Annotated in this window: 25 protein-coding genes; 14 read left to right on the plus strand and 11 right to left on the minus strand. The window is 44.4% G+C overall.

All coding sequences use genetic code 11. The features are described from left to right. Positions 1-54: 54 nt before the first annotated feature. The 4 genes from CW370_RS08625 to CW370_RS08640 all read right to left on the minus strand — a co-directional run bounded on the left by CW370_RS08625 (position 55) and on the right by CW370_RS08640 (position 4,387). Entirely contained in the window at positions 55-426 is a 372-nt protein-coding gene (locus tag CW370_RS08625) for a hypothetical protein (protein WP_080010569.1), read from the minus strand. A gap of 58 nt (positions 427-484) precedes the next feature. Next, positions 485-1,837, minus strand: a complete 1,353-nt coding sequence (locus CW370_RS08630; protein WP_003243401.1) for a glucose-6-phosphate isomerase — start codon at positions 1,835-1,837, stop codon at positions 485-487. Positions 1,838-1,948: 111 nt separating this feature from the next. After that, positions 1,949-3,121 (minus strand): iron-containing alcohol dehydrogenase, encoded by a 1,173-nt coding sequence (locus CW370_RS08635; protein WP_024571515.1) that lies wholly within the window; start codon positions 3,119-3,121, stop codon positions 1,949-1,951. A 102-nt stretch (positions 3,122-3,223) separates the two neighbouring features. Beyond that, positions 3,224-4,387 carry an iron-containing alcohol dehydrogenase gene (locus CW370_RS08640; protein WP_024571516.1) on the minus strand — a complete coding sequence of 388 codons (1,164 nt, stop codon included), beginning with the start codon at positions 4,385-4,387 and terminating at the stop codon, positions 3,224-3,226. Positions 4,388-4,616: 229 nt separating this feature from the next. Here CW370_RS08640 and CW370_RS08645 point away from each other — a divergent pair, with 229 nt between their 5' ends. Continuing rightward, a complete protein-coding gene (locus CW370_RS08645) occupies positions 4,617-4,853 on the plus strand; it encodes a DUF378 domain-containing protein (protein WP_024571517.1) in 237 nt (78 codons plus the stop codon). A gap of 78 nt (positions 4,854-4,931) precedes the next feature. Here CW370_RS08645 and yugI read toward each other — a convergent pair whose 3' ends face one another. From yugI to CW370_RS08660, 3 genes are all read right to left on the minus strand, one after another. Continuing rightward, a complete protein-coding gene (yugI, locus tag CW370_RS08650; RefSeq protein WP_003228864.1) occupies positions 4,932-5,324 on the minus strand; it encodes a S1 domain-containing post-transcriptional regulator GSP13 in 393 nt (130 codons plus the stop codon). A gap of 200 nt (positions 5,325-5,524) precedes the next feature. Further along, the gene (locus CW370_RS08655) at positions 5,525-6,685 is read right to left on the minus strand and encodes an aminotransferase (protein ID WP_003228862.1); all 1,161 of its coding nucleotides are present in this window, start codon (positions 6,683-6,685) and stop codon (positions 5,525-5,527) included. Beyond that, positions 6,686-7,186, minus strand: a complete 501-nt coding sequence (locus CW370_RS08660) for an Lrp/AsnC family transcriptional regulator (RefSeq protein ID WP_009968070.1) — start codon at positions 7,184-7,186, stop codon at positions 6,686-6,688. A gap of 148 nt (positions 7,187-7,334) precedes the next feature. On the opposite strand from CW370_RS08660, the gene CW370_RS08665 reads away from it, so the two are divergent. Beyond that, positions 7,335-8,156, plus strand: a complete 822-nt coding sequence (locus CW370_RS08665; RefSeq protein ID WP_024571518.1) for an alpha/beta fold hydrolase — start codon at positions 7,335-7,337, stop codon at positions 8,154-8,156. Positions 8,157-8,183: 27 nt separating this feature from the next. Here the strand turns inward: CW370_RS08665 and CW370_RS08670 are convergent, their stop codons facing one another. After that, the gene (locus tag CW370_RS08670) at positions 8,184-8,444 is read right to left on the minus strand and encodes a YugE family protein (protein WP_024571519.1); all 261 of its coding nucleotides are present in this window, start codon (positions 8,442-8,444) and stop codon (positions 8,184-8,186) included. 86 nt (positions 8,445-8,530) lie between these two features. Here CW370_RS08670 and patB point away from each other — a divergent pair, with 86 nt between their 5' ends. From patB to kapB, 3 genes are all read left to right on the plus strand, one after another. Beyond that, a complete protein-coding gene (patB, locus tag CW370_RS08675) occupies positions 8,531-9,694 on the plus strand; it encodes a cystathionine beta-lyase PatB (RefSeq protein WP_024571520.1) in 1,164 nt (387 codons plus the stop codon). Positions 9,695-9,820: 126 nt separating this feature from the next. Further along, positions 9,821-11,107 carry a sporulation sensor histidine kinase KinB gene (gene kinB, locus CW370_RS08680; RefSeq protein ID WP_003228853.1) on the plus strand — a complete coding sequence of 429 codons (1,287 nt, stop codon included), beginning with the start codon at positions 9,821-9,823 and terminating at the stop codon, positions 11,105-11,107. A 45-nt stretch (positions 11,108-11,152) separates the two neighbouring features. Further along, positions 11,153-11,539: a kinase-associated lipoprotein KapB gene (gene kapB, locus CW370_RS08685; RefSeq protein ID WP_024571521.1), complete on the plus strand. Its 387-nt coding sequence runs from the start codon at positions 11,153-11,155 to the stop codon at positions 11,537-11,539. Between the two features lie 26 nt (positions 11,540-11,565). On the opposite strand, the gene kapD is transcribed toward kapB, so the two are convergent. Both kapD and CW370_RS21525 read right to left on the minus strand, forming a co-directional pair. After that, the gene (kapD, locus tag CW370_RS08690; protein ID WP_003228846.1) at positions 11,566-12,183 is read right to left on the minus strand and encodes a 3'-5' exonuclease KapD; all 618 of its coding nucleotides are present in this window, start codon (positions 12,181-12,183) and stop codon (positions 11,566-11,568) included. A gap of 75 nt (positions 12,184-12,258) precedes the next feature. After that, a complete protein-coding gene (locus tag CW370_RS21525; RefSeq protein ID WP_003243502.1) occupies positions 12,259-12,462 on the minus strand; it encodes a hypothetical protein in 204 nt (67 codons plus the stop codon). Here CW370_RS21525 and CW370_RS08700 point away from each other — a divergent pair. The 3 genes from CW370_RS08700 (at position 12,365) to CW370_RS08710 (ending at position 15,974) form a co-directional block, all read left to right on the plus strand. Then, entirely contained in the window at positions 12,365-13,573 is a 1,209-nt protein-coding gene (locus tag CW370_RS08700; protein ID WP_220396896.1) for a multidrug efflux MFS transporter, read from the plus strand. The genes CW370_RS21525 and CW370_RS08700 overlap by 98 nt on opposite strands. Before the next feature lie 92 nt (positions 13,574-13,665). Continuing rightward, positions 13,666-15,540, plus strand: coding sequence for a transglycosylase domain-containing protein (locus tag CW370_RS08705; RefSeq protein ID WP_080262700.1), 1,875 nt, complete (start codon positions 13,666-13,668; stop codon positions 15,538-15,540). A gap of 20 nt (positions 15,541-15,560) precedes the next feature. After that, positions 15,561-15,974 carry a thiol-disulfide oxidoreductase DCC family protein gene (locus CW370_RS08710; RefSeq protein ID WP_101169584.1) on the plus strand — a complete coding sequence of 138 codons (414 nt, stop codon included), beginning with the start codon at positions 15,561-15,563 and terminating at the stop codon, positions 15,972-15,974. Between the two features lie 202 nt (positions 15,975-16,176). Here CW370_RS08710 and CW370_RS08715 read toward each other — a convergent pair whose 3' ends face one another. Continuing rightward, entirely contained in the window at positions 16,177-16,734 is a 558-nt protein-coding gene (locus CW370_RS08715) for a YufK family protein (RefSeq protein WP_003228837.1), read from the minus strand. Positions 16,735-16,911: 177 nt separating this feature from the next. Here CW370_RS08715 and maeL point away from each other — a divergent pair, with 177 nt between their 5' ends. The 6 genes from maeL (at position 16,912) to nupQ (ending at position 24,372) form a co-directional block, all read left to right on the plus strand. Then, a complete protein-coding gene (gene maeL / locus CW370_RS08720; RefSeq protein ID WP_024573643.1) occupies positions 16,912-18,513 on the plus strand; it encodes a two-component system sensor histidine kinase MaeL in 1,602 nt (533 codons plus the stop codon). Continuing rightward, a complete protein-coding gene (gene maeM / locus CW370_RS08725; protein WP_014477821.1) occupies positions 18,506-19,213 on the plus strand; it encodes a two-component system response regulator MaeM in 708 nt (235 codons plus the stop codon). Before maeL ends, maeM begins: the two co-directional genes overlap by 8 nt. Before the next feature lie 472 nt (positions 19,214-19,685). After that, the gene (nupN, locus tag CW370_RS08730) at positions 19,686-20,765 is read left to right on the plus strand and encodes a guanosine ABC transporter substrate-binding protein NupN (protein WP_015384509.1); all 1,080 of its coding nucleotides are present in this window, start codon (positions 19,686-19,688) and stop codon (positions 20,763-20,765) included. A 75-nt stretch (positions 20,766-20,840) separates the two neighbouring features. Beyond that, positions 20,841-22,373 (plus strand): guanosine ABC transporter ATP-binding protein NupO, encoded by a 1,533-nt coding sequence (nupO, locus tag CW370_RS08735; RefSeq protein WP_024573642.1) that lies wholly within the window; start codon positions 20,841-20,843, stop codon positions 22,371-22,373. Next, positions 22,366-23,412, plus strand: a complete 1,047-nt coding sequence (gene nupP, locus CW370_RS08740) for a guanosine ABC transporter permease NupP (protein WP_014480696.1) — start codon at positions 22,366-22,368, stop codon at positions 23,410-23,412. The genes nupO and nupP overlap by 8 nt, the downstream gene beginning before the upstream one ends. Next, positions 23,413-24,372 (plus strand): guanosine ABC transporter permease NupQ, encoded by a 960-nt coding sequence (gene nupQ / locus CW370_RS08745; protein WP_014480697.1) that lies wholly within the window; start codon positions 23,413-23,415, stop codon positions 24,370-24,372. The last annotated feature ends 57 nt before the right edge of the window (positions 24,373-24,429 follow it).

A 24,429-nucleotide genomic window follows, 5' to 3' on the forward strand; every position in this document is an offset into this window, starting at 1 on the left:
GCCCCTTTTTTCACTTATCCTGTCCCGCCGAACAAGACTTCATTCAGAGGCGCACTACATGGAAATCGTTGTTTCTTTCGCGCGGCCAACAGAAAAGAAAGCGCATTCAATTAAGAAGTAAACAGCCATTGCCGCTGCAAGCCATGCAGCTGAATCCCAAGACACATAAACAACCGTTGCATAGAGTCCTAATTTAGTGAAAAGAGTATGGGTTCGTTTTAAATGCAAAATCCGATGTACCGCATCGGTAAAAAGGGCAAGCGGCAAACCAATGAGAAGAAAGGCGTGGATGAAAAAATGTGACAGCGTGCCGCCAAAGCTTGAAGAAAACTCTGTATACACGGCATCAAAGGAGATAAGGAAACTTAAAATAGCTGCAGAAAAACCGGCAATGATGAGATGTTTAACCAATTGTTTCATGAACATCAGCACCTTTCTGATTTTATAAAAAGCCGACCGGCAAATGCCAGTCAGCTTTCTCACATTAATCTTCCAGACGTTTTTCAAGCTCTGCTTTTTTCTCTTCAAAGCCAGGTTTGCCGAGTAACGCAAACATATTGACTTTATACGCTTCTACACCAGGCTGGTCAAACGGATTGACGCCAAGGAGGTAACCGCTCATCGCGCAGGCTTTTTCGAAGAAATATACAAGGTATCCAAAAGTATATGCATTCAGCTCAGGAATGTTAACGATTAAGTTCGGAACATTTCCGTCTGTATGGGCAAGCATCGTGCCTTGGAATGCTTTTTTGTTAACGAAATCAACAGTTTTACCGGCTAAATAGTTCAAGCCGTCAAGATCGTTATCCGCTTCCTCAATTGTCAGTTCATGTTTAGGCTTCTCTACATTCAGGACCGTTTCGAATAAATCTCTGCGGCCTTCTTGTACATACTGGCCTAAAGAATGAAGGTCTGTTGAATAGTTCGCTGAAGAAGGATAAATGCCCTTCTCATCTTTCCCTTCGCTTTCTCCGAACAGCTGCTTCCACCATTCCGCAAAGTATTGAAGCGCCGGTTCGTAGTTGATGAGCATTTCAATTGTTTTGCCCTTATTATAAAGGACATTGCGAACAACCGCATATTGGTATGCTGGGTTATCTTCCAGTTCAGATGTTGCAAAATCTTTGCTCGCATCCAGGGCGCCTTTCATCATGTCATCAATGTTGACGCCGCTGACAGCAATCGGCAAGAGACCTACAGCTGTTAAAACTGAATAACGGCCGCCGACATCGTCAGGAATAACAAATGATTCGAAGCCTTCTTCGTTAGAAAGCGTTTTTAATGCGCCGCGCTCTTTATCAGTTGTTGCATAAATCCGCGCTTTCGCTTCTTCTTTACCGTATTTCTCTTCAAGAAGCTTGCGGAAAATACGGAAAGCGATTGCAGGTTCAGTTGTCGTACCTGATTTAGAAATCACATTAATAGAGAAGTCAACATCTTCAAGAAGATCCATGACGTCTCTCATATAAGATGAACTGATGTTGTTCCCGATAAAAATGACTTGCGGATTGCCTCGTTTTGCTTTTGGCAAAGTGTTATAAAACGCGTGATTCAGCGCTTCAATCGCTGCCCGCGCTCCAAGATAAGAACCGCCAATGCCGACAACAAGCAAGACATCAGAGTCAGATTTGATTTTTTCCGCGCTTTTTTTGATGCGCGCGAATTCTTCTTTATCATAGTGTTCAGGGAGGTCCACCCAGCCTAGAAAATCGCTGCCCGCGCCTGTTTTTTCATGGATATTATGGTGTGCTGTTTTTACAAAGTCCCGCAGATATGTAAGTTCATGTTCGTTGAAGAAAGTCAACGCTTTTGAGTAGTCAAAGCGTACATGCGTCATTGCTTGTCCCTCCATAACGGTATAATGTTTTCATCTTTCACTTTATATGAACTTATCTGTGAAATCAAGTCAAGAAGAAAGGGCGGAATGACTGGATTCCGCCCTTTGAGTTTATAGAGACGCGCGAAGGATGGCAAGCACGTCATCTTTGTTCAGTTTTTGGAAGTTGCCGAAGCCGCCGTGTTCCATTTCCTTGGCTGCGATATCAGCAATCAGCTCAAGTTTTTCTTCTCCAATATTGTAATCAGCAAGACGAGAAGGCGCACCGAGGCTTGTCCAGAACGCAGATAGTTTATCGATTCCTTCAAGCGCAATTTCTTTATCTGTTTTGCCTTCAGTATCAATGTCAAACATGTTGAGCATAAGGTTTTTAAAACGGCCTACATTTGTATCAAGCGTGTATCTCATCCAGTTCGGGAACAGTATCGCCAAACCGCCCGCGTGCGGAATGTCATATACAGCTGAAACGGCGTGTTCCATTGTATGAGAAGCCCAGTCACCAAAGTAGCCCATTTGGAGCGTGCCGTTTAAAGCGATTGTACCAGCATACAAAATCGTTTCACGAAGCTCGTAGTTTTCCAGATCTTCAAGAAGCTTAGGAGCTGTTTCGATGACCGTCTGCAAAACAGCAAAGCACATTCTATCCTGAAGCGGCGTGTTTTCAACATTGTGGAAGTATTGTTCGAATACGTGGCTCATCATGTCAACCATGCCGTATACTGTTTGATTTTCCGGAACCGTGAACGTATTTTCAGGGTCTAAAATAGAGAAACGCGGATGAGTGACATTGCTGCCCCATACAAATTTCTCGTTTGTTTCCCAGTTTGTAATCACGGAATCAGGGTTCATTTCAGACCCTGTCGCAGCAAGCGTTAAAACAGTTCCAAACGGCAGCGCATCCTCCGCTGTTACTTTTTTGCTGAAAATATCCCAAGCGTCGCCATCGTATTTGACGCCAGCTGCGATTGCCTTTGTACAGTCAATCACACTGCCTCCGCCGACAGCAAGCAGAAAATCAATGTTATGCTCTCTGCAAAGGTCTATGCCTTTTTCCACTGTCGCAAGACGCGGGTTCGGCTCTACACCTGACAGCTCATGAACAACAGCGCCCTCTTCTTTTAAAATGCCTGTGACTTGATCATAAAGGCCGTTGCGTTTAATGCTGCCGCCCCCGTAAACAAGCAGTACATTCTTGCCGTATCGTTTGAATTCTTTTCTTAATTGTTCAAGCTGACCTTTTCCAAAAATCAGCTTTGTCGGATTATAATAAGTGAAATTTTCCATAGTAAAACCTCCAAATGATGCTGGTGAAAAACAGATTTTCCATTGTAACATAAGTTGACAAAAAGAAAAAGGGAAGCAGCCAAACGGCTATTTCCCCTTTTTTTATAGAGATGCTTTTAAAATTGACAGCACATCTTCTTTGTTGAGTGATTTAAATTGGCCGAATGTACCGTTAGCCATTGCCTTGTCAGCGATTGTGTCAAGCTGCTCATCATTAATATCATAATCAGCAAGACGGTTCGGAGCGCCAAGGCTTGTCCAGAATGCGGACAGCTTATCGATACCTTCAAGGGCAATTTCTTCATCCGTTTTACCTGCTTCTTCAACATCAAACACGCGAACTGCAAGCTGTTTCATGCGGGCAGGGTTTTCAGACAATGTGTGTCTCATCCAGTTCGGGAACAGAATCGCCAGTCCGCCGGCATGCGGAATATCATAAACGGCTGATACTGCATGTTCAATATTATGAGTAGCCCAATCCCCTCTTGCCCCCATAGAAAGCATGCCGTTTAATGCGATTGTTCCTGTGTACAGGATCGTCTCACGCAATTCGTAATTTTCGAGATCATTGATCAGCTTAGGCGCTGTTTCAATGACTGTACGCAGAAGTGATTCACACATGCGGTCCTGATACGGCGTGTTTGATACATGATGGAAGTATTGTTCGAATACGTGGCTCATCATGTCAACCATCCCGTAGATCGTGTGGTTTTTAGGTACTGTGAATGTATTCACCGGATCAAGAATCGAAAATTTAGGGAATACGAGCGGGCTGCCCCAGCCGTATTTTTCTTTTGTTTCCCAGTTTGTAATAACAGATCCTGAGTTCATTTCTGAACCAGTCGCAGCGAGAGTCAATACCGTTCCGAATGGCAAAGCATCTTTTGGCTGATGCTTTTTCGTAACGATATCCCACGCATCACCATCATACTTTGCTCCTGCGGCAATCGCTTTTGTACAGTCGATTACGCTTCCGCCTCCGACAGCCAGCAAGAAATCAATGTTTTGTTCTTTACAGATGGCAACACCTTTATTAACAGTCGACACACGAGGATTCGGTTCCACACCTGCTAATTCATGCACGGTCGCTCCGGCTTTATTCAGCTGATCAATCACTTGATCATACAGGCCGTTGCGTTTAATGCTGCCGCCTCCGTACACAAGCAATACGTTTTTTCCGTAAGGTTTGAGTTCCTCCGGAAGTCTTTCCACTTCGCCGCGCCCGAAAATTAATTTGGTCGGATTCCAGTATGTAAAGTTTTGCATGACATCTCCTCCTTAGATTTTTTATTATGCAGAATGTCCTCACCACATGTAAAGCAATCAGCTCTCACCAATCAGCATACCAGATGGTTTTATTTTGCAAGATGCTGGGAAAGAAGCTGATATAAGCGAGGGCAGGCCAGCTTCCCTCATATGGAGAATGCATGTATAGATTCTCCAATATGTCACAATCTATAACTGTTTTAATAATTCATGGAGGAGGTTGCAAAACATGAGTACCATTCAAAGAATTTGTCTTGTATTAACCATCATTGGCGCCATTAACTGGGGACTGATCGGATTTTTCCAATTTGACTTAGTAGCGGCTATCTTCGGCGGCCAAGGGTCAGCTCTTTCCCGAATCATTTACGGACTTGTCGGAATCGCCGGCTTAATCAACCTCGGTCTGCTATTTAAGCCAAACGAGGAAAGATCACGTGAAGAAGCACCAAATCCTGAAATGCGATAGGATATCAATCACGCTGAAATAGGATTTTGTATTAAATCAAAAGCACCGAACATTCCTGTCCGGTGCTTTTTTTCATGCTTATTTTTTGATAAGGTCTTTGCGGTTGGACATTTCGATCCACTCTTCAAGCTTATCTTTTAATGTGTTGAAACCTTGTGGTGTAGAAGCTTCTTCGCTTACTTGAGCAGCTTTAGGTTTTCTTGGTTTGCTTTCTTTTTTCTCAGGCGCAGCTTGTGTCGCACGAATTGAAAGGCTGATTTTGCCTTTTTCTTCATCAACAGCAAGTACTTTTACTTGTACTTCGTCGCCAACTGAAAGGTGCTCGTTGATATCTTTTACGAAACCGTGAGTCACTTCAGAAATGTGTACTAAACCTTGAGTTTCTTCATCTAATGCAACAAACGCACCATACGCTTGTAATCCTGTAACTTTACCAGTGTAAACACTGCCCACTTCAAATTTTGCTGCCATTCATAACAACTCCTAAGTTAAATTAAATATCTGTTTATACGCAATTTAAAATTATATCACACATGTCTTATTTCCGCAAAGAAAACTTTTTATAAAAAATCAGGTTTATGCACAGCAAAAAGGGGGTAAACTGAAAATACCAAAGGCTTTCTAGTATTCCCCCCTTTTATTGGATGCGAACAAAAGGTTCGTATCTTTTTTTATGTTGTTTTGTGCAGGAAGCGTTTCATTCTGACTAACGCTTCTTGAAGCTGTTCAATCGAGGTTGCGTATGAACAACGGATATATCCCTCACCGCTCGGACCAAACACACTTCCAGGAACAACTGCCACTTTTTCCTGCGTCAGAAGCTCCTCGGCAAACTGTTCTGAACTCATTCCCGTGCTTTTAATAGATGGAAAAGCATAGAAAGCGCCGCCCGGATGATGACAGCTGAGGCCGATTTCATTGAGCGATTCTACAAACAGATTCCGTCTTCTTCGATAGCTTTTTTTCATTTTTTCTACGTCTTCCATGCCGTTCTTCAGGCCTTCAAGGGCGGCAAACTGCGCCATTGCGGGCGCGCACATCATCGCATACTGATGAATTTTAAGCATGGCATCCCGAAGCAAGGATGGTGCCGCGGCAAAACCGAGCCTCCAGCCCGTCATTGCAAATGCTTTTGAAAAGCCTGAGATGACTACCGTCCGTTCCTTCATTCCCGGTAATGCCGCTATACTTGTAAATTCCTCATCATATGTCAGCTCCGCGTAGATCTCGTCGGCTAAAACGATGACATCATGTTTTTTGGCAAACTCAGCAATCTCATTCAGCTCTTCCTTCGAATAAACCGAACCTGTCGGATTCGATGGTGAGCAGATGAGAATGGCCTTTGTTTTTTCAGTGACTGCCGCTTCAAAATCAGCAGCCGTTGCTTTAAATCCTTTGTCTGCCGTTGTATGAACGTGAACCGGGATACCGCCTGCCAAAGAAACAAGCGCATCGTACGCCACAAAACACGGCTCAGGAATGATGACTTCCTCACCTGGATTCACAATGGCGCGGATCGCGATATCCAAAGCCTGACTTGCCCCCACTGTCACAATCAGCTCATTATCTGGCGAGTAGCTAAGGTCAAACCTGTTGCTCAAATAACGGCTGATTTCCTCCCGCAATGAGTATAAACCCGCATTTGCCGTGTATGACGTATATCCTTGTTCAAGAGAGAGAATGCTTGCTTCGCGGACATTCCACGCGGTGACAAAATCAGGCTCGCCGACGCCTAAAGAAATGACGCCTTCCATCGTTGCCGCCAAATCAAAGAATTTGCGGATGCCGGATGGTTTTATTTGTTGTACATAGTCTGATAAATACGAAGTCATTTACGGTGACACCACGATTCTTTTGTCGTCGTCTCCTGTTTCAAACACTTTGCCGTCATGCTTGTATTTTTTCAGGATAAAATGGGTTGTCGTAGATACAACTGAATCAAGCGTTGACAGTTTATCCGAAACAAAACGCGCTACGTCAGACATCGAATTGCCGCGAATCACGACAGACAAATCGTACACGCCTGACATCAGGTAAACTGATTCAACCTCTTGGAATCGGTAAATCCGTTCCGCCACTTCATCAAAACCGACGCCCCGTTTCGGCGTTACTTTGACGTCGATCATGGCCGTAACGCCCTCATGTCCGTCTACTTTTCGCCAATCAATCATAGCGGAATAATCGATAATAACCTTTTCTTTCTCCAGTTTGTCAATAATTGTTTTTACTTCATTTACAGGGATGCCCGCCATCTTTGCGATTGTTTCTAAATCGGCGCGGCTGTTTTCGTCTAAAATTTCTAATATTTCTGTTTCTTTTTCTGTCAATTTCATTTGATTCACACCTTTGCAATGTCAAGAAATCTCATGACATTATATCACGTTTTTTGACGAATGCTAAGAAAAAAACGAGGAGAAACTTCCGCTAGAATTGACAATTTCAGGGCATAATACAACCATCAAAAAAAGGGAGTGACACAGAATGGAGGCGGTTTCACCAATAAGGCGGTTTACGGTCGATGGAGTCAATGTATACTACGAACATTATCAAAATCCCGGCAGGCAAACGCTGGTTTGCGTACACGGTTTTTTATCATCTGCATTCAGCTTCAGAAAAGTAATCCCTCTCCTTCGGGACAAGTACGACATCATCGCGCTTGATTTGCCTCCTTTCGGCCAATCTGAAAAATCAAGAACGTTTATCTATACCTATCAAAACCTTGCTAAGCTTGTCATTGGGATTTTGGAGCACTTGCAAGTGAAACAGGCTGTGCTTGTCGGGCATTCTATGGGCGGACAGATATCGCTGTCTGCTGCTCTCCAAAAACCTGAGCTTTTTTCAAAGGTTGTGCTGCTTTGCAGTTCAGGGTATTTAAAACGTTCACACCCGTCGATCATTTTCGGGACCCATATCCCTTATTTTCATCTTTACATCAAACGCTGGCTCTCGAAAGAAGGCGTGATGAAAAATTTATTAAATGTGGTGCATGACAAATCGCTGATTGATGAGGAGATGATTGACGGCTATGGCAGACCGTTTCAGGACGAGCAGATTTTCAAAGCCATGACAAGGTTTATCCGCCACAGAGAAGGAGATTTAGAACCCGAGCAATTGAAGAAAATGAACAAGCCTGCTTTGTTGATTTGGGGCGAGGAGGATCGAATTGTCCCAATGGAGATCGGTAAACGGCTGCACGCAGATTTGCCTAATTCCGTGCTGTACTCACTTGGCCAGACCGGACATCTGGTGCCTGAAGAACGGCCTGAACTTGTTTCTGAACACATTGCTGATTTTATCAATTAAAAAAAAACCGGTGCTGAACCGGTTTTTTTAAGGCGTGCAGGAGCTGCTGTTTTTAATGAATAAAAGCTGGCCAGCCACTTCCCGGCAGCTGTCGATCGGCAGCGTTTGTTCAAAAGAAGTTTCAAATATATGCTGAATGCTTTTCGCCAGCACGTCGGGATCGTTTTCATCATAGACTGCCTGCACGACATCAACAGCCTCCGTTTCGTAAAACTCTTCTCCATATTTAAACGGGTCCCATTTGGCAATGATCTTAATCATTTCCCTGACCGCTTGACTTTCTTCCATATTCATCACCGCTTATAATAAAATTTGCAGTTCTATCTTATCATAGTGAAGCTTAGAAGAATAAACATACATGAGGGGGTAACAGAATGAACTTTGATAAACGAGAAGAACGCCTTGGCACCCAATCTGTCAAATGGGACAAAACAGGCGAATTATTTGGCGTGACAGACGCACTCCCGATGTGGGTGGCGGATATGGATTTTCGCGCGCCAGAAGCGATAACTGAAGCGTTAAAAGAGCGTCTTGACCACGGTATTTTTGGTTATACAACTCCAGATCAAAAAACGAGGGATGCTGTGTGCGGATGGATGCAAAACAGGCACGGCTGGAAGGTGAATCCGGAAAGCATCACATTCAGCCCCGGCGTTGTAACGGCTTTGAGCATGGCGGTACAAGCTTTTACGGAGCCGGGCGATCAAGTAGTTGTTCAGCCTCCAGTTTATACGCCTTTTTACCATATGGTGGAGAAAAACGGCCGGCACATTTTACATAATCCGCTGCTAGAAAAAGACGGCGCATATGCAATGGATTTTGAAGATTTGGAGACGAAGCTTAGTGACCCAAGCGTTACATTGTTTATTTTATGCAATCCTCATAACCCTTCTGGGCGTTCATGGGGCCGGGAAGATTTACTGAAGCTAGGCGAATTGTGCCTTGAGCATGGCGTCACAGTTGTATCGGATGAAATCCATTCCGATTTAATGCTGTACGGACATAAACACACGCCGTTCGCTTCGCTCTCTGACGATTTCGCTGATATTTCCGTGACATGTGCTGCTCCAAGCAAAACATTTAATATCGCCGGATTGCAGGCTTCAGCAATCATCATTCCGGATCGCCTGAAGCGCGCCAAGTTTTCCGCAAGCCTTCAGCGCAATGGTTTAGGCGGACTGAACGCGTTTGCTGTCACTGCAATCGAAGCCGCGTATTCAAAAGGCGGACCGTGGCTTGATGAATTGATCTCTTACATTGAGAAAAACATGAACGAAGCGGAAGCTTTTTTGAGCACCGAGCTGCCAAAGGTCAAAATGATGAAGCCGGATGCATCATACTTGATTTGGCTCGACTTCAGCGCTTACGGTTTGTCCGATGCAGAGCTTCAGCAAAGAATGCTAAAAAAAGGAAAAGTTATTTTAGAGCCCGGGACGAAATACGGGCCTGGCGGAGAAGGATTTATGCGCCTGAACGCGGGATGCTCTCTTGCAACCCTGCAGGACGGCCTGCGCCGCATCAAAGCCGCATTATCGTAAATATAGCTGTTAAACGCCTTTACGTCTTCATTTGTAAAGGCGTTCTTAATAAAGGAATTTTATATTTTACTTCTAATATTTAGTGTTATAATAGATTCATATTTTATACGAAAGGATTTCACACGAATGGAAATTCTAAAAGACTATCTTCTGCACATCTGCTTTATTTTGTTTCCTATTCTTCTTTACCAAGTGTTTTGGCTTGGAAAACCTGCGATTCTTGTGCCAAAAATAAACAGCGGTTTGGTCACGCTCTTCGCCTGCGGTGCCTCCGTTTTATGCATTATTTTCCCGATTCATGAAATGGACTACATACAATACGGCCTTCAGATGATTCCCGTTATCATTTGTTTATTTTACATTAGTACCGCTTCCGGACTTACAGTCGCCGCATCTGTCCTATGTTTTGAACTGCTTTTTTACGAACCTTCCGCAATGTTTGTTTTCACTTTGCTGCCTTTTCTTATCATTATCCCAATCTTATTTCAGAAAAAATGGCCATTCATGTCCAAAGCGAAAAAACTGCTGCTGTCTTTATTGATCAGCTGCGTGGAGATTTTCCTATTTTTCGCCTCAAGCTGGATTCTTTCCGCCTTGAATATTTTAAATTTTCAAAAATCAGGAATCTTCGTTTACGAGGCGGCAGTGTCAGGGCTTTTCCGCTCCAGTGTTCTTCTATTAAGCATCTATATTATCGAAAGCATCGCCGAAAATATCGCCCTGCGTTCACAGCTTATCCATTCTGAAAAAATGACGATTGTGAGTGAACTGGCAGCGAGCGTCGCTCATGAGGTCAGGAATCCGCTGACAGTTGTCCGCGGGTTTGTCCAGCTGCTTTTTAATGACGAAACCTTACAAAACAAGTCGAGTGCGGATTACAAAAAGCTTGTACTGTCAGAGCTTGACCGGGCGCAAGGCATTATTACAAACTATCTCGATATGGCCAAACAGCAATTATACGAAAAAGAGGTTTTTGACCTATCTGCCCTTATCAAAGAGACAAGCTCCCTTATGGTGTCGTACGCCAATTACAAGTCAGTAACCGTCGAGGCTGAAACAGAACCGGACCTTTTGATATACGGAGACGCAACAAAGCTGAAGCAGGCTGTCATCAACCTGATGAAAAACAGCATTGAAGCGGTTCCTCACGGTAAGGGGATGATCCACATATCAGCCAAAAGAAACGGCCATACGATCATGATCAACATCACAGACAATGGGGTCGGGATGACAGACCATCAAATGCAAAAACTCGGCGAACCTTATTATTCCTTAAAAACGAACGGAACGGGACTCGGCCTCACCGTAACCTTTTCCATTATTGAACATCATCACGGGACCATTTCATTTAACAGCAGCTTCCAAAAAGGCACTACGGTGACCATTAAGCTTCCCGCTGATCTTCCTCACTAGCAAATCGATTGGAACTTTAATAGAATAAATGCGAGGTGATGACAGATGAGCACGTTTGAGACAGGCTCTATTGTTAAAGGATTTTACAAAACAGGTGTATACATAGGAGCAATCACGGCTTGCAGGCCGCAGCACTATTTAGTGAAAGTGAAAGCGGTTCTTACCCATCCCGCTCAGGGAGACCTTCATCATCCAAAACAGGCGGATGTGCCATTTTTTCATGAGAGAAAAGCGCTTGCATATGGTGAACAGACCAATATCCCCCACCATATGGTGAAGCCTTATGATGGTGAAGTGCCGGATTATACAAAATCTCTGCGGGAGGCGACAGCACAGCTGAGAGCCAAATTGAATGAGGATGGTTCGGAGTGGGCAAAGCGCTCCCTTCATAATCTGGACATTTTAGAAAAAGAATATTTTAACCGGCCATAACCCAGTCTGACAAAAGATTGGGTTTTTTACGTCGCGCGCTTCAACAGTTCGGTTAAATCGATTCTCTCGCCGATTGTGGGCGGTTTTGGCTTTTCGAGATACTGCTTATCCTGCTCAACAAGCTTAAAAAGTTTATATGCTGTAAGAGCATCATCAAGCGCTTTATGATGGGTGCCGGTTCCGGAATCTCCATACTCTTCGGCAGCTTTCCATAAACCCGTCAATGTCCGGTCTCCAAAAAAGTTTTTGTATTCAAGCGATAAATCTCTCATTTCTCCCTTAAACGGGAAAGGGATATGGTTAAACATACAGTTTTGCTTCAGCACTTTCATATCCATGTTTCCCCACGTAATAATTGTGCTGTTTTTCTCAGGATCCAGCTCGTTTAGTTTACGGATGAAATCCTCGAATCTCATTCCTTCGTCTACCTGTTTTTGGGTTATTTTTAAAAATGATTTGCAGCGTTTCGTAAGCTTCGGGAACTTTTTCGGTCTAACATAGCTAGAAAACGTCTCAACCACTTCATCATCAATCGACTTTACAATTCCGGCTTCAATGATTTCCGGGAAGAAGTTTTGAGGACTGTACTTTCCATCAGGCATTGTAAATTCGAAATCAATAATGAGTAAGCTGTTTGTCGTCACCTTTTTACACCTGCCTTTCCTCCGATCAGAAAATGCTATCTTTATAGTATATCAATTCCCCTTCTCGACATTTCTTCATTTTCTAAAAATAATGAATTTTCCCAGCCGCTTCGTTTCTTTTAAATTGTGAATCGTTTCTTTATAATTAGTAAGGAACCCGAAATAATAAGAAGGTGATGTTATTTCTATCCGTAAGAAAAACTTTGTCATTGTGTGGCTGGCGAACTTTTTTGTCTCCGCTAGCACAACGATGATCGTTCCTTTTCTCTCCTTATACATTGAGACGCTCAGCTCTTTTTCAAACGGCTTTGTGCAAAGGTGGAGCGGCTATGTGTTCGGCATTACATTTCTCATGGCGTTTTTGGTATCCCCGTTTTGGGGACGGTTCGGAGACAAACGCGGATATAAGAAAATCCTTATGGCAACCGGAACAGGCATTGCCCTTAGCATTTTCTTCATGGGCTTTGTTACATCGGTGTACCAATTGTTTTTTCTGCGTATGGCAATGGGTCTTGTAACCGGATTCATCCCGACATCTCTTGCGATGATTTCGGCACAGACTCCGAAGAGCTCAGCCGGCAAAACACTTGGCACGCTGCAAATGGGGCAAGTGTCCGGAAGCTTGTTCGGCCCGCTTTTGGGAGGCATGCTTGCTGATCATTTCGGCTTTACGTATACCTTTTTTATCACATCCTTTGTGATTTTCTCGTCTGTTCTTCTCGTGTTATTTGGTGTCAAAGAAAAGCCTCTTGCAGAGAAAACAGCCAAACGTACGTCTTACTCGAGAAAAGAAGTGCTCTCCTATATTTTTCACCATCCGGCGCTGTGGGTCATGATGCTGTTAACCATGCTGATTCAAACAGGCAATTTCAGTATCCAGCCCCTGCTCGCTTTATATGTAAATGAGCTGCACGGACCTGTCAATCTTGCCTTTTTCTCCGGCATGGCATTTTCAGCAACGGGGCTCGGAAGTTTGCTGCTGGCTAGAAAATGGGGTGATCTGGGCGACCGCTACGGCCACCGCCGCATTTTAATCGGACTTTTGCTCGCCGCCTCTTTCTTTTTTATTCCGCAGGCGCTCGCGTCCTCACTCAGCGTGCTCCTTGTTTTCAGATTTTTATTCGGAATGGCGATGGGCGGTTTGCTGCCATGCATTACGGCAGCGATCCGCGTTCAGGCTCCCGGCAGTATTCAAGGTGAAGTTCTCGGCTACAATGTCAGCTTTCGCTTTTTAGGAAACGTGCTCGGGCCTCTGCTCGGCGGAATCATATCGAGCCATTTTACCATTTCGGCCACCTTTTACGTCACGGCGTTTCTCTTTTTCGCTGGCGCCTGCATGCTTTGGATCATGCAGAAACTTCGGAAAGATTCTTATGCCAAAGCAAGCTGATTCCGAGAAAAAACTGAGGAATCTTCTAAATTTAACCTTCTCGTAATCTCAAAAGAATGGTACGATATGGCTAGAATTTAGGAGAAAAGAGAGTGACCATGTTACGAAAAATAATCGGATGGATTTTGCTCCTTTGCATAATCCCATTGTTTGCATTTACAGTTATCGCTTCCGGAAAAGAAGTAAAACAAATGAAGTCCCTGGATCAGGTGCTTGATAAAAATATTAATCTGAAAGATATCAGCCTTGTTCAGAACAGCTACATGTATGACAGGGACGGCTCCCTTGTCTCGGAAATCGTCAGCGACCACGAAAACCGTGTGCTCGTTCCATTTAACAAGATTCCCGAGGAAGTCAAACAGATTTTCTTAACATCTGAGGACCGCCATTTTTACGAGCATAAAGGCTTTGACTTTATGGGAATGGTGCGGGCTACTGCTTCTAACGTAAAAGACAAGAAAATTGACCAGGGTGCCAGCACCATCACACAGCAGCTTTCAAGAAACTTGTATTTGAGCCACGAACGCTCCTTCAGCCGCAAGCTGACAGAGCTCGCGTATTCCTATCAGCTGGAGAAAAAATATACGAAAAATGAAATTCTTGAAGCTTACTTAAATACCATTTATTTTAACAATGGCGTTTATGGCGTCGGTTCAGCGGCTGAATTCTATTTCAGCAAACCGCTGAAATCTCTCACAGTGGGAGAAATGGCTTTTATCTGTGCTATACCTAATAACCCTACATTATATGATCCTCTCAAGCATTTTGACTACACGAAAAGCCGTCAAGAACGTTTGCTTAAAGGACTAAAAGATGCCGGGGTCATTACGGACAAAGAGCTGAAAAAAGCCGTAAAACAAAAAATCAAACTGGATGTTGAAAAAAGAGAAGACAAATATCCTGACTACGTTTCCTACGTCAATGATGAATTCACTCAGCTGGTGTCTGAATCAGAAGGCTTTGATAAACGCCTTCAAAAAGCATCAGGAAAACAAAAAGAAAAGATCGAGAACGAGCTGTCCGCAAGAGTCAGCACGCTGATGAAAGACGGCGTGAAAATTTATACTGCACTTGATCCGTACATGCAAAATCAAGTTGTAGCACAAATGAATTCCAAGCTCCCGTATGCGGACGTACAGGGCGGAGCGGCTGTGATTAATCACCAGACGCATCAAATCATCGCTCTATCCGGCGGGAAAAACTATCAAAAATATGACTTTAACCGCGCCTACCAGGCGTACAGGCAGCCGGGTTCATCCATTAAGCCGCTTCTTGATTACGGCCCTTATATTGAACAGACCGGCGCGACAGGAAGCAGCACCATTGATGCCAGCAAGTTTTGCAGCAAAGACTACTGTCCGCAAAACTACAATAACCGCACTTACGGCACAGTGACGCTTGATACGGCGTTTAAAAATTCATATAATACACCGGCTATTAGAATGCTCGACCGCGTCGGCATCCAAAAGGCATTCAGTTATATTGAGCCGTATCATTTTGCCAAACTTGTCGACAGTGACTATCTTCTTCCGGCGGCGCTTGGCGGATTTACAAACGGCATGACGCCTCTTGAGATGACAAAGGCTTATACGACATTCGGCAACAGCGGAAGCTATACGCCGAGCCATGCGATTACAAAGGTGACAGACCTTAAAGGAAAAACACTTTATAAATGGAATGATAAAGCGACTCAAATATTCAGCGTCCGCACGAACATGCAGCTGAAAAAACTGATGTCTTCCGTTGTGAAAAGCGGAACAGGGAAAAAAGCATATTTCAATGCGCCTTACATCGGCGGTAAAACCGGAACATCAAATGATTATCACGATATGTGGTTTGTCGGCCTGACTGATACGTATACAATGGGTGTCTGGGTCGGAAAGGACACACCGACCAGCGTTGAATATCTTCACAGCATCAGCCCTCAGCTTTCCATCTGGAAAGGAACGCTGCAAGCTGCTTATTAAAGGATCGGAGGGGATATGGGGTGACTTCAGAACAAATTCCAAATCGCGTTTTGCTGTTTGACGGTGTCTGCAATTTATGCAATGGCGCCGTGCAATTTATCATTAAACGTGATCCGGACGGATTGATTTCTTTCACATCGCTGCAGTCGGAAACAGGACAGAGCCTGCTGAAAAAAAGCGGGCTTCCGACTGATCGGTTTGACAGCTTTGTCTTTATTGAAGACCGCCAAGTGTACACAAAGTCAACTGCAGCCATTAAGGTTTTCAGGCATCTGCGAGGCCCATGGCGGCTCTTCGTCCTGTTTTTCGCAGTACCGAAGCCTGTCAGAGATATGGTCTATTCTTTCATTGCCAAAAACCGCTATAAGTGGTTTGGCAAAAAAAATGAATGTATGCTCCCCTCCCCTTCTATTAAAAAAAGATTTTTACCGTAAATAAAAAATGGCTAGGAAGCTAGCCATCACAGATTGTTGACAAAATCCTAAAACGGCTTCGTTTTAGGATTTTGTCATCTATTCAGCGTGATTGAAAACTTTTGAAGTTGTGAAACGGCGGAAACCTGAGAATCTAGCCACCGTTTTATTGCGTATAGAGCACGAAGCGCAAATCTGACCACCAAACGCTGAAATGGCTAGCTTACACAGGTAAGCTAGCCATTATGCTATTATAAAGCTTGATAAATATGAACAGAATACCGATAACAAAGGTAAACCAAAACAGCAGTTCCAATAGAATGAATCCAACTAATGACATGAGAGAAAGCGTCGAATAAATCCGGTATACGGTAAACACAAAGTAAGCGAGCGTGACGACCGCAAACCAGATCACAATCCAAATGACATTTTGCAAGAGCACAAAGGATAAAATCCCGCCGCCCAAATAAATCATGGAACCCATTCTGAGTTTTTTCAGGTTGTTCCCTTCCGGATCATTAGCAAAAAACAGCAATGACAGCTCGGTCACGGTATTTGCAATTAATTTCAGAGCGGACAGAACCATAAAATATAAAAGTGCAAAGGCAGCAAATAACGCAAGCCTGATTCCTTTCTCTGAAAAATAATCGAGCATTCCATCATACATTCCAAATGAAGACAGCATCTTCAACGCATAAAGTGAAGTTGAGATGGATAAGGACGAACTAAAAAGCAGGATCGCAATCAGCGGAAAATATCCTGTCAAATAAGTATTTTTCATATAAAAAAGTCCCTTTCTATAATCTACCTCATTTATTATGGAGGACTTAAAACACATTGACAAGATAAATTATTCCATTTTTTCTCCTTTTTACGAATTACAGTCCCAAATCTTCACAAAGCAGCATTTTGAGAGTAAAGTAGTACGCAGGAATCATAAAACGTAAGGAAGTTTTATATGAAAAAAACATTAAAACTGCAAACCAGACTCACCATATTTGTTTGTATCGTTGTATTAATCGCATTGCTCATTACGTTTTTTACAGTCGGTGCCCAAACCACCAAACGGATTAGAGATCAGGAAAAGGCCACTGCGCTGCAGACTGCTGAAATGGTAGCTGAGGCGCCGATGACAGCCGCTGCTTTAGAAAACGGGAAAAAACAAAAGGAACTGCAGAGCTACACAAAGCGGGTTCAGAAAATCACCGGCACGGAATTTGTTGTCGTCATGGATATGAGCGGTATCCGCAAAACCCATCCTGACCCGAGCAAAATCGGAAAAAAATTCAGAGGCGGTGATGAGTCCGAGGTATTAAAAGGGCATGTCCATATCAGCACAGCCTCTGGCACGCTCGGGAAATCGCAGAGAGCGTTCGTCCCTGTCTACGCGGAGAATGGAAAACAAGTCGGTGCAGTCGCGGTCGGCATCACCGTAAATGAAATTGATGAAGTGATCAGCCATAGCTTACGGCCGCTTTACTTTATTATTTGCGTCAGCATCTTCGTCGGTGTGATCGGAGCCGTTATCGTCGCCCGTACAGTGAAAAATATCATGTACGGACTTGAACCTTATGAAATTGCGACTCTGCTTGAAGAACGGAGCGCGATGCTGGAATCGACGAAGGAAGGAATACTCGCTGTCGATGAACATGGCAAAATTAAACTTGCCAACGCGGAAGCAAAACGCCTATTCGTCAAAATGGGCATCAACACAAATCCCATTGATCAGGATGTAGATGACATCTTGCCGAAAAGCCGCTTGAAAAAGGTCATTGAGACAAAAAAACCCCTTCAAGACAGAGACGTCCGCATTAACGGGCTGGAGCTTGTGTTTAATGAAGTTCCTATCCAGCTGAAAGGACAAACTGTCGGAGCGATTGCGACATTCCGAGACAAGACCGAGGTAAAACATTTAGCTGAACAGCTTTCCGGTGTTAAAATGTATGCAAACGCACTGAGAGCGCAGTCTCATGAATTTATGAACAAACTGCATGTGATATTAGGTCTCGTCCAGCTGAAAGAGTATGATGATCTTGGAGATTATATTAAAGATATAGCCATACAGCAAAAATCAGAAACAAGTGAAATTATAAATGATGTCAAAAGCTCCGTACTGGCCGGTTTTCTGCTCGGAAAGCAAAGCTTCATACGTGAGCAGGGCGCAAATCTTGATATTGAATGCAACGGCGTCATCCCGAACGCGGCAGACCCTTCTGTCATCCATGAACTTATTACAATCATCGGAAATCTCATCAACAATGGCTTAGACGCCGTTGCCGATATGCCGAAAAAACAAATCACCATGTCCATGCGCTTCCATAACAGCATACTTGATATTGAAATTACCGATACTGGAGCAGGCATGTCTGAAGAAGACCAAGCCAAAGTATTTGAACAAGGCTATTCAACAAAGGGCAAAAACCGGGGATTCGGCCTTTATTTCACACAGCAAAGCATCGAAAATTTAAAAGGCCAAATGATCCTCACAAGCGAAAAGAATGAAGGAACGACATTCAGTATTCGCATCCCGTACGAACCGAAGGAGGAAAATCATGATTAATGTACTAATAGTTGAAGATGACCCCATGGTGGGTGAATTAAATAAACGATACTTAAGCCAAATAGATGGCTTTCAGCTGAAAGGCATCGCTTCTTCCTTTCAAAGCGCTCTGCATATTTTAGGCGAGCACCATATCGACCTCATTTTGCTTGATATTTATATGCCGGGAAAAAACGGGCTGGAACTGCTGACGGAATTGAGAGCCCAAAATGAAGCGGTTGACGTGATTGTCATCTCAGCGGCCAGCGAGCTTGACGTGATCAAGAAAACACTTCGGTACGGAGCTGTTGATTATTTAATCAAACCGTTTGAATTTGAACGTTTCCAAACGGCTCTGTCTGATTACAGACGAAAACAAAAGGTGTATTCAACCCATCGCAACATGAGCCAAAAAGAACTGGACGCCGAGCTTTTTCAAAAGAAAGAAGCAACAGAAAAAGTGCAGCTTCCTAAAGGCCTGACAAAAAGCACGCTGAAGCTGATCTGGTCCAGTATCCAGTCATTTGAAAATGAATCTTTTACGACAGAAGACTTGGCAAAGCACACAGAAATCTCTCAAGTATCCATACGAAAATACTTAAAGTTTCTTGAAGATATACAGGTTCTGAATGTAGAAATGGCGTACGGAACGATCGGAAGACCTGTGTTTCAGTACAACGTCAACAACAGTAACCTTAACGGAATAAAGCAATATCTATAAGAAAACGCACTGCTTGCTTTGAGCAGTGCGTTTTTCTGTCATATCTCTTGCCAAGATGCTTGATTCTATTGTTGATAAGTTATACAAGAATAACAAAGGGCCTTTCACATTTTTAAGCAAATAATTCTAAAAATAGATACTTTTTAAAAAATTATGCGAAATTCTATTTATTTCTTATTAGTTAAATGATAAATTATGATTGGTTAGTTGATCCCGAAAAACTAAGTCATAAGTCTTACTTCAGAAAACGATGTCACGGTTTTCCGCCCGGAACGCCTTCCGCATCCTTCTCTTCCCCGCCTTTCGAAGGAAATACTCACACCACGCTTATTCAGGGAAGAATAGAACTGTCTCAGCGCATTCCATTTGTTATTATCAGAAAATTTTATCGTTTCTAAGAAATTGTTCAGGACAGCCCATCACATGACTGGCCGGATCAGCTTTGAACCAAATTTTTCTGGGGGGTTATATCTTGAATAAACGAAAAATCGGATTGGCGATGTCACTTGTGATCGCAGCAGGCACCATATTAGGAGCATGCGGAAACAGCGAAAAAAGCAGCGGCTCAGGCGAAGGCAAAAACAAATTCAGTGTGGCGATGGTTACTGACGTAGGCGGAGTGGATGACAAATCCTTCAACCAATCAGCCTGGGAAGGCATCCAAGCCTTTGGGAAAGAGAATGGGCTGAAAAAAGGCAAAAACGGTTACGACTATCTTCAATCCAAATCAGATGCAGACTATACAACGAACTTAAATAAATTGGCGCGTGAGAATTTTGACTTAATTTACGGCGTCGGCTACTTAATGGAGGATTCAATCAGCGAAATTGCTGACCAGCGCAAAAATACAAACTTTGCGATTATAGATGCTGTTGTCGATAAAGACAACGTCGCAAGTATTACGTTTAAAGAGCAGGAAGGCTCATTTCTCGTCGGAGTGGCCGCAGCCCTATCAAGCAAATCAGGAAAAATCGGCTTTGTAGGCGGCATGGAATCAGAGTTAATCAAAAAATTCGAGGTCGGCTTCCGTGCCGGCGTGCAAGCAGTTAACCCTAAAGCCGTTGTAGAAGTGAAATACGCAGGGGGTTTCGATAAAGCCGATGTCGGCAAAGCAACCGCCGAAAGCATGTATAAATCAGGCGTAGATGTTATTTATCACTCTGCGGGCGCCACTGGCACAGGCGTCTTTACTGAAGCGAAAAACCTGAAGAAAGAAGATCCAAAACGCGATGTCTGGGTCATCGGTGTCGATAAAGACCAATACGCAGAAGGCCAGGTAGAAGGAACAGATGATAACGTCACCCTCACTTCCATGGTGAAAAAAGTAGATACAGTCGTTGAAGATGTAACGAAAAAAGCGAGTGACGGAAAGTTCCCGGGCGGCGAAACACTTACCTACGGGCTTGATCAAGACGGAGTCGGCATTTCTCCATCTAAACAAAATCTATCGGATGATGTGATCAAAGCGGTCGATAAATGGAAGAAAAAAATCATCGACGGATTGGAAGTCCCGGCAACTGAGAAAGAGCTCAAAACCTTCAAAGCTGAATAAGAATCGCAGGGATAAGGAGGTCGAGCCCTTATCCCTTGTTTTTCTTTTATTTTGAAATAAAGGAGCGGTCAATCAATGGAATATGTCATTGAAATGCTCAATATCCGCAAGGAGTTTCCAGGTATCGTCGCCAATGACAATATCAATCTTCAAGTCAAAAAAGGCGAAATACACGCGTTGCTCGGTGAAAACGGAGCGGGGAAATCAACATTGATGAATGTCCTTTTCGGGCTGTATCAGCCGGAGCGGGGTGAAATTCGGGTGCGCGGCGAGAAGGTGCACATCAACAGCCCGAACAAAGCGAATGAACTTGGAATTGGAATGGTGCACCAGCACTTTATGCTTGTTGACACCTTTACAGTTGCTGAAAATATTATTCTCGGGAAGGAGCCAAGGAAGTTAGGCAGAATTGACCGGAAGCGTGCTGGCCAAGAGGTGCAGGACATTTCCGATCGATACGGCCTGCAGATCCATCCTGAAGCAAAAGCAGCTGACATATCAGTCGGTATGCAGCAGCGCGCAGAAATATTAAAAACCCTCTACCGCGGTGCCGACATTCTGATTTTTGATGAACCGACGGCTGTTTTGACGCCTCATGAAATTAAGGAACTGATGCAAATTATGAAGAACCTGGTCAAAGAAGGGAAGTCCATCATCTTAATCACCCATAAGCTGAAAGAGATTATGGAGATTTGTGACCGCGTTACGGTTATCCGTAAAGGAAAAGGCATCAAAACCCTTGATGTCCGTGATACAAACCAAGACGAACTCGCCAGTCTAATGGTCGGCCGCGAGGTATCGTTCAAAACCGAAAAGAGAGCTGCTCAGCCGGGAGCGGAAGTGCTTGCGATTGACGGCATAACTGTAAAGGATACCCGCGGAATAGAGACAGTCAGAGATTTGTCTCTTTCTGTCAAAGCGGGAGAAATAGTCGGCATAGCAGGCGTCGACGGAAACGGGCAATCAGAGCTGATCGAAGCGGTGACAGGACTCCGCAAAACAGATTCAGGAACAATCACCTTAAACGGAAAACAGATCCAAAACCTGCCGCCAAGAAAAATCACTGAATCCGGGATCGGGCATATTCCTCAGGATCGCCATAAACACGGTCTCGTCCTTGATTTTCCAATCGGAGAGAATATCCTGCTGCAAAGCTATTACAAAAAGCCGTATTCAGCATTGGGCGTTTTACATAAAGGCGAAATGTACAAAAAAGCACGCAGCCTGATCACTGAGTACGATGTCAGAACGCCGGATGAATATACACACGCTCGGGCATTGTCAGGCGGAAACCAGCAAAAAGCGATTATCGGGCGGGAAGTAGACAGAAATCCTGATTTATTAATTGCCGCCCAGCCGACTCGCGGCCTTGATGTCGGAGCGATTGAATTTGTCCATAAAAAGCTCATTGAGCAGCGTGATGCCGGGAAAGCCGTTCTTCTCCTCTCGTTTGAGCTTGAAGAAATTATGAATCTCAGTGACAGAATCGCCGTTATTTTTGAAGGACGCATTATCGCCAGCGTTAATCCGCAGGAAACCACTGAACAGGAGCTTGGTCTCTTGATGGCAGGAAGCACGCAAAAGGAAGCGGGGAAAGCAAATGGTTAAACGACTCTCTCATTTACTCGTGCCGCTCATCGCAATCATACTTGGTCTTGCGGCCGGCGCGTTGATTATGCTTGTGAGCGGCTACAGTGTGGCCAGCGGATATTCGGCTTTGTGGAATGGGATATTCGGAGAAATCTATTATGTCGGAGAAACAATCCGGCAAATTACGCCTTATATTTTATCCGGATTGGCTGTCGCCTTTGCATTCCGAACCGGACTCTTTAATATCGGCGTCGAGGGCCAGCTGCTCGTCGGCTGGACAGCAGCGGTTTGGGTCGGTACGGCGTTTGACGGACCGGCATATATTCACTTGCCGCTCGCATTGATTACAGCGGCAGCTGCAGGAGGATTATGGGGGTTTATTCCCGGCATTTTGAAAGCGCGATTTTACGTTCATGAAGTCATTGTCACCATTATGATGAATTATATCGCGCTGCACATGACCAATTACATCATTTCAAACGTCTTGACAGATCATCAGGACAAGACGGGGAAAATTCACGAATCCGCCTCCCTCCGCTCTCCTTTTCTTGAACAGATCACCGATTACTCACGGCTGCATTTGGGAATCATCGTTGCCCTTCTCGCAGCAGTTATCATGTGGTTTATCATCAACAAAACTACAAAAGGATTTGAGCTCCGGGCGGTCGGGTTTAACCAGCACGCTTCCCAGTATGCCGGCATGAGCGTGCGGAAGAATATCATGACCTCCATGCTTATCTCCGGCGCTTTTGCAGGCCTTGCCGGAGCCATGGAGGGGCTAGGAACATTCGAATACGCAGCAGTGAAAGGCGCATTTACCGGCGTAGGCTTTGACGGTATCGCTGTCGCTCTTCTCGGGGGAAACACAGCCATCGGGGTTATACTGGCAGCATGCCTGCTTGGCGGGCTGAAAATCGGCGCATTAAATATGCCGATTGAATCAGGCGTTCCATCAGAGGTCGTTGATATTGTGATTGCTATTATTATTCTGTTTGTGGCTTCAAGCTATGCGATTCGTTTCGTCATGGGCAAATTGAAGAAAAAGGGGGCGAACTAAGTGGACATTGTGCAGATTTTATCTATCATTGTCCCTGCAACACTCGTCTATGCGGCCCCGCTTATTTTAACTGCTCTCGGCGGCGTGTTTTCCGAGAGATCAGGTGTGGTGAATATCGGCCTAGAAGGCCTCATGATTATCGGGGCGTTCACCAGCGTGTTATTTAATTTATTTTTTGGTCCGGAATTAGGTGCCGCCGCACCTTGGCTTTCGCTCCTTGCCGCCATGGCAGCAGGCGCCCTGTTTTCACTGATTCACGCGGCAGCAGCGATTTCGTTTCGCGCCGACCAGACAGTCAGCGGTGTCGCCATTAACATGCTGGCGCTTGGGGCAACTTTATTTATCGTCAAACTGATCTACGGCAAAGCGCAGACAGACAAAATTCCAGAGCCTTTTTATAAGACGAAAATCCCCGGTTTGGGGGATATTCCCGTCTTGGGAAAGATCTTCTTTTCGGATGTCTATTATACGTCTATTCTTGCAATAGCACTTGCCTTTATTTCCTGGTTTATCTTGTTCAAAACGCCGTTCGGCCTTCGTATCCGTTCTGTCGGAGAGCATCCGATGGCGGCCGATACGATGGGAATCAACGTATATAAAATGCGCTACATCGGTGTGATGATCAGCGGATTGTTCGGCGGTCTCGGCGGCGGCGTATATGCCTCCACAATTGCGCTTGATTTCACGCACTCTACCATCTCCGGGCAAGGTTTTATCGCCCTGGCAGCGCTTGTATTCGGAAAATGGCATCCGATCGGAGCACTGGGGGCCGCCCTGTTTTTCGGATTCGCCCAAAGCTTAAGCATCATTGGATCGCTGCTCCCTCTTTTTAAAGACATACCAAATGTGTATATGCTGATGGCTCCTTATGTCTTAACGATTCTCGCTTTAACCGGCTTTATCGGGCGGGCAGATGCGCCAAAAGCCAATGGCGTGCCTTATATTAAAGGAAAAAGATAAACATTCTCCCCTGGGAAGACGATTCTCAGGGATTTTTTTCTAATCCAAAAGACCCCC

The sequence above is a fragment of the Bacillus sp. SN32 genome, from assembly GCF_002837495.1.
GTDB classification, from domain to species: domain Bacteria; phylum Bacillota; class Bacilli; order Bacillales; family Bacillaceae; genus Bacillus; species Bacillus subtilis.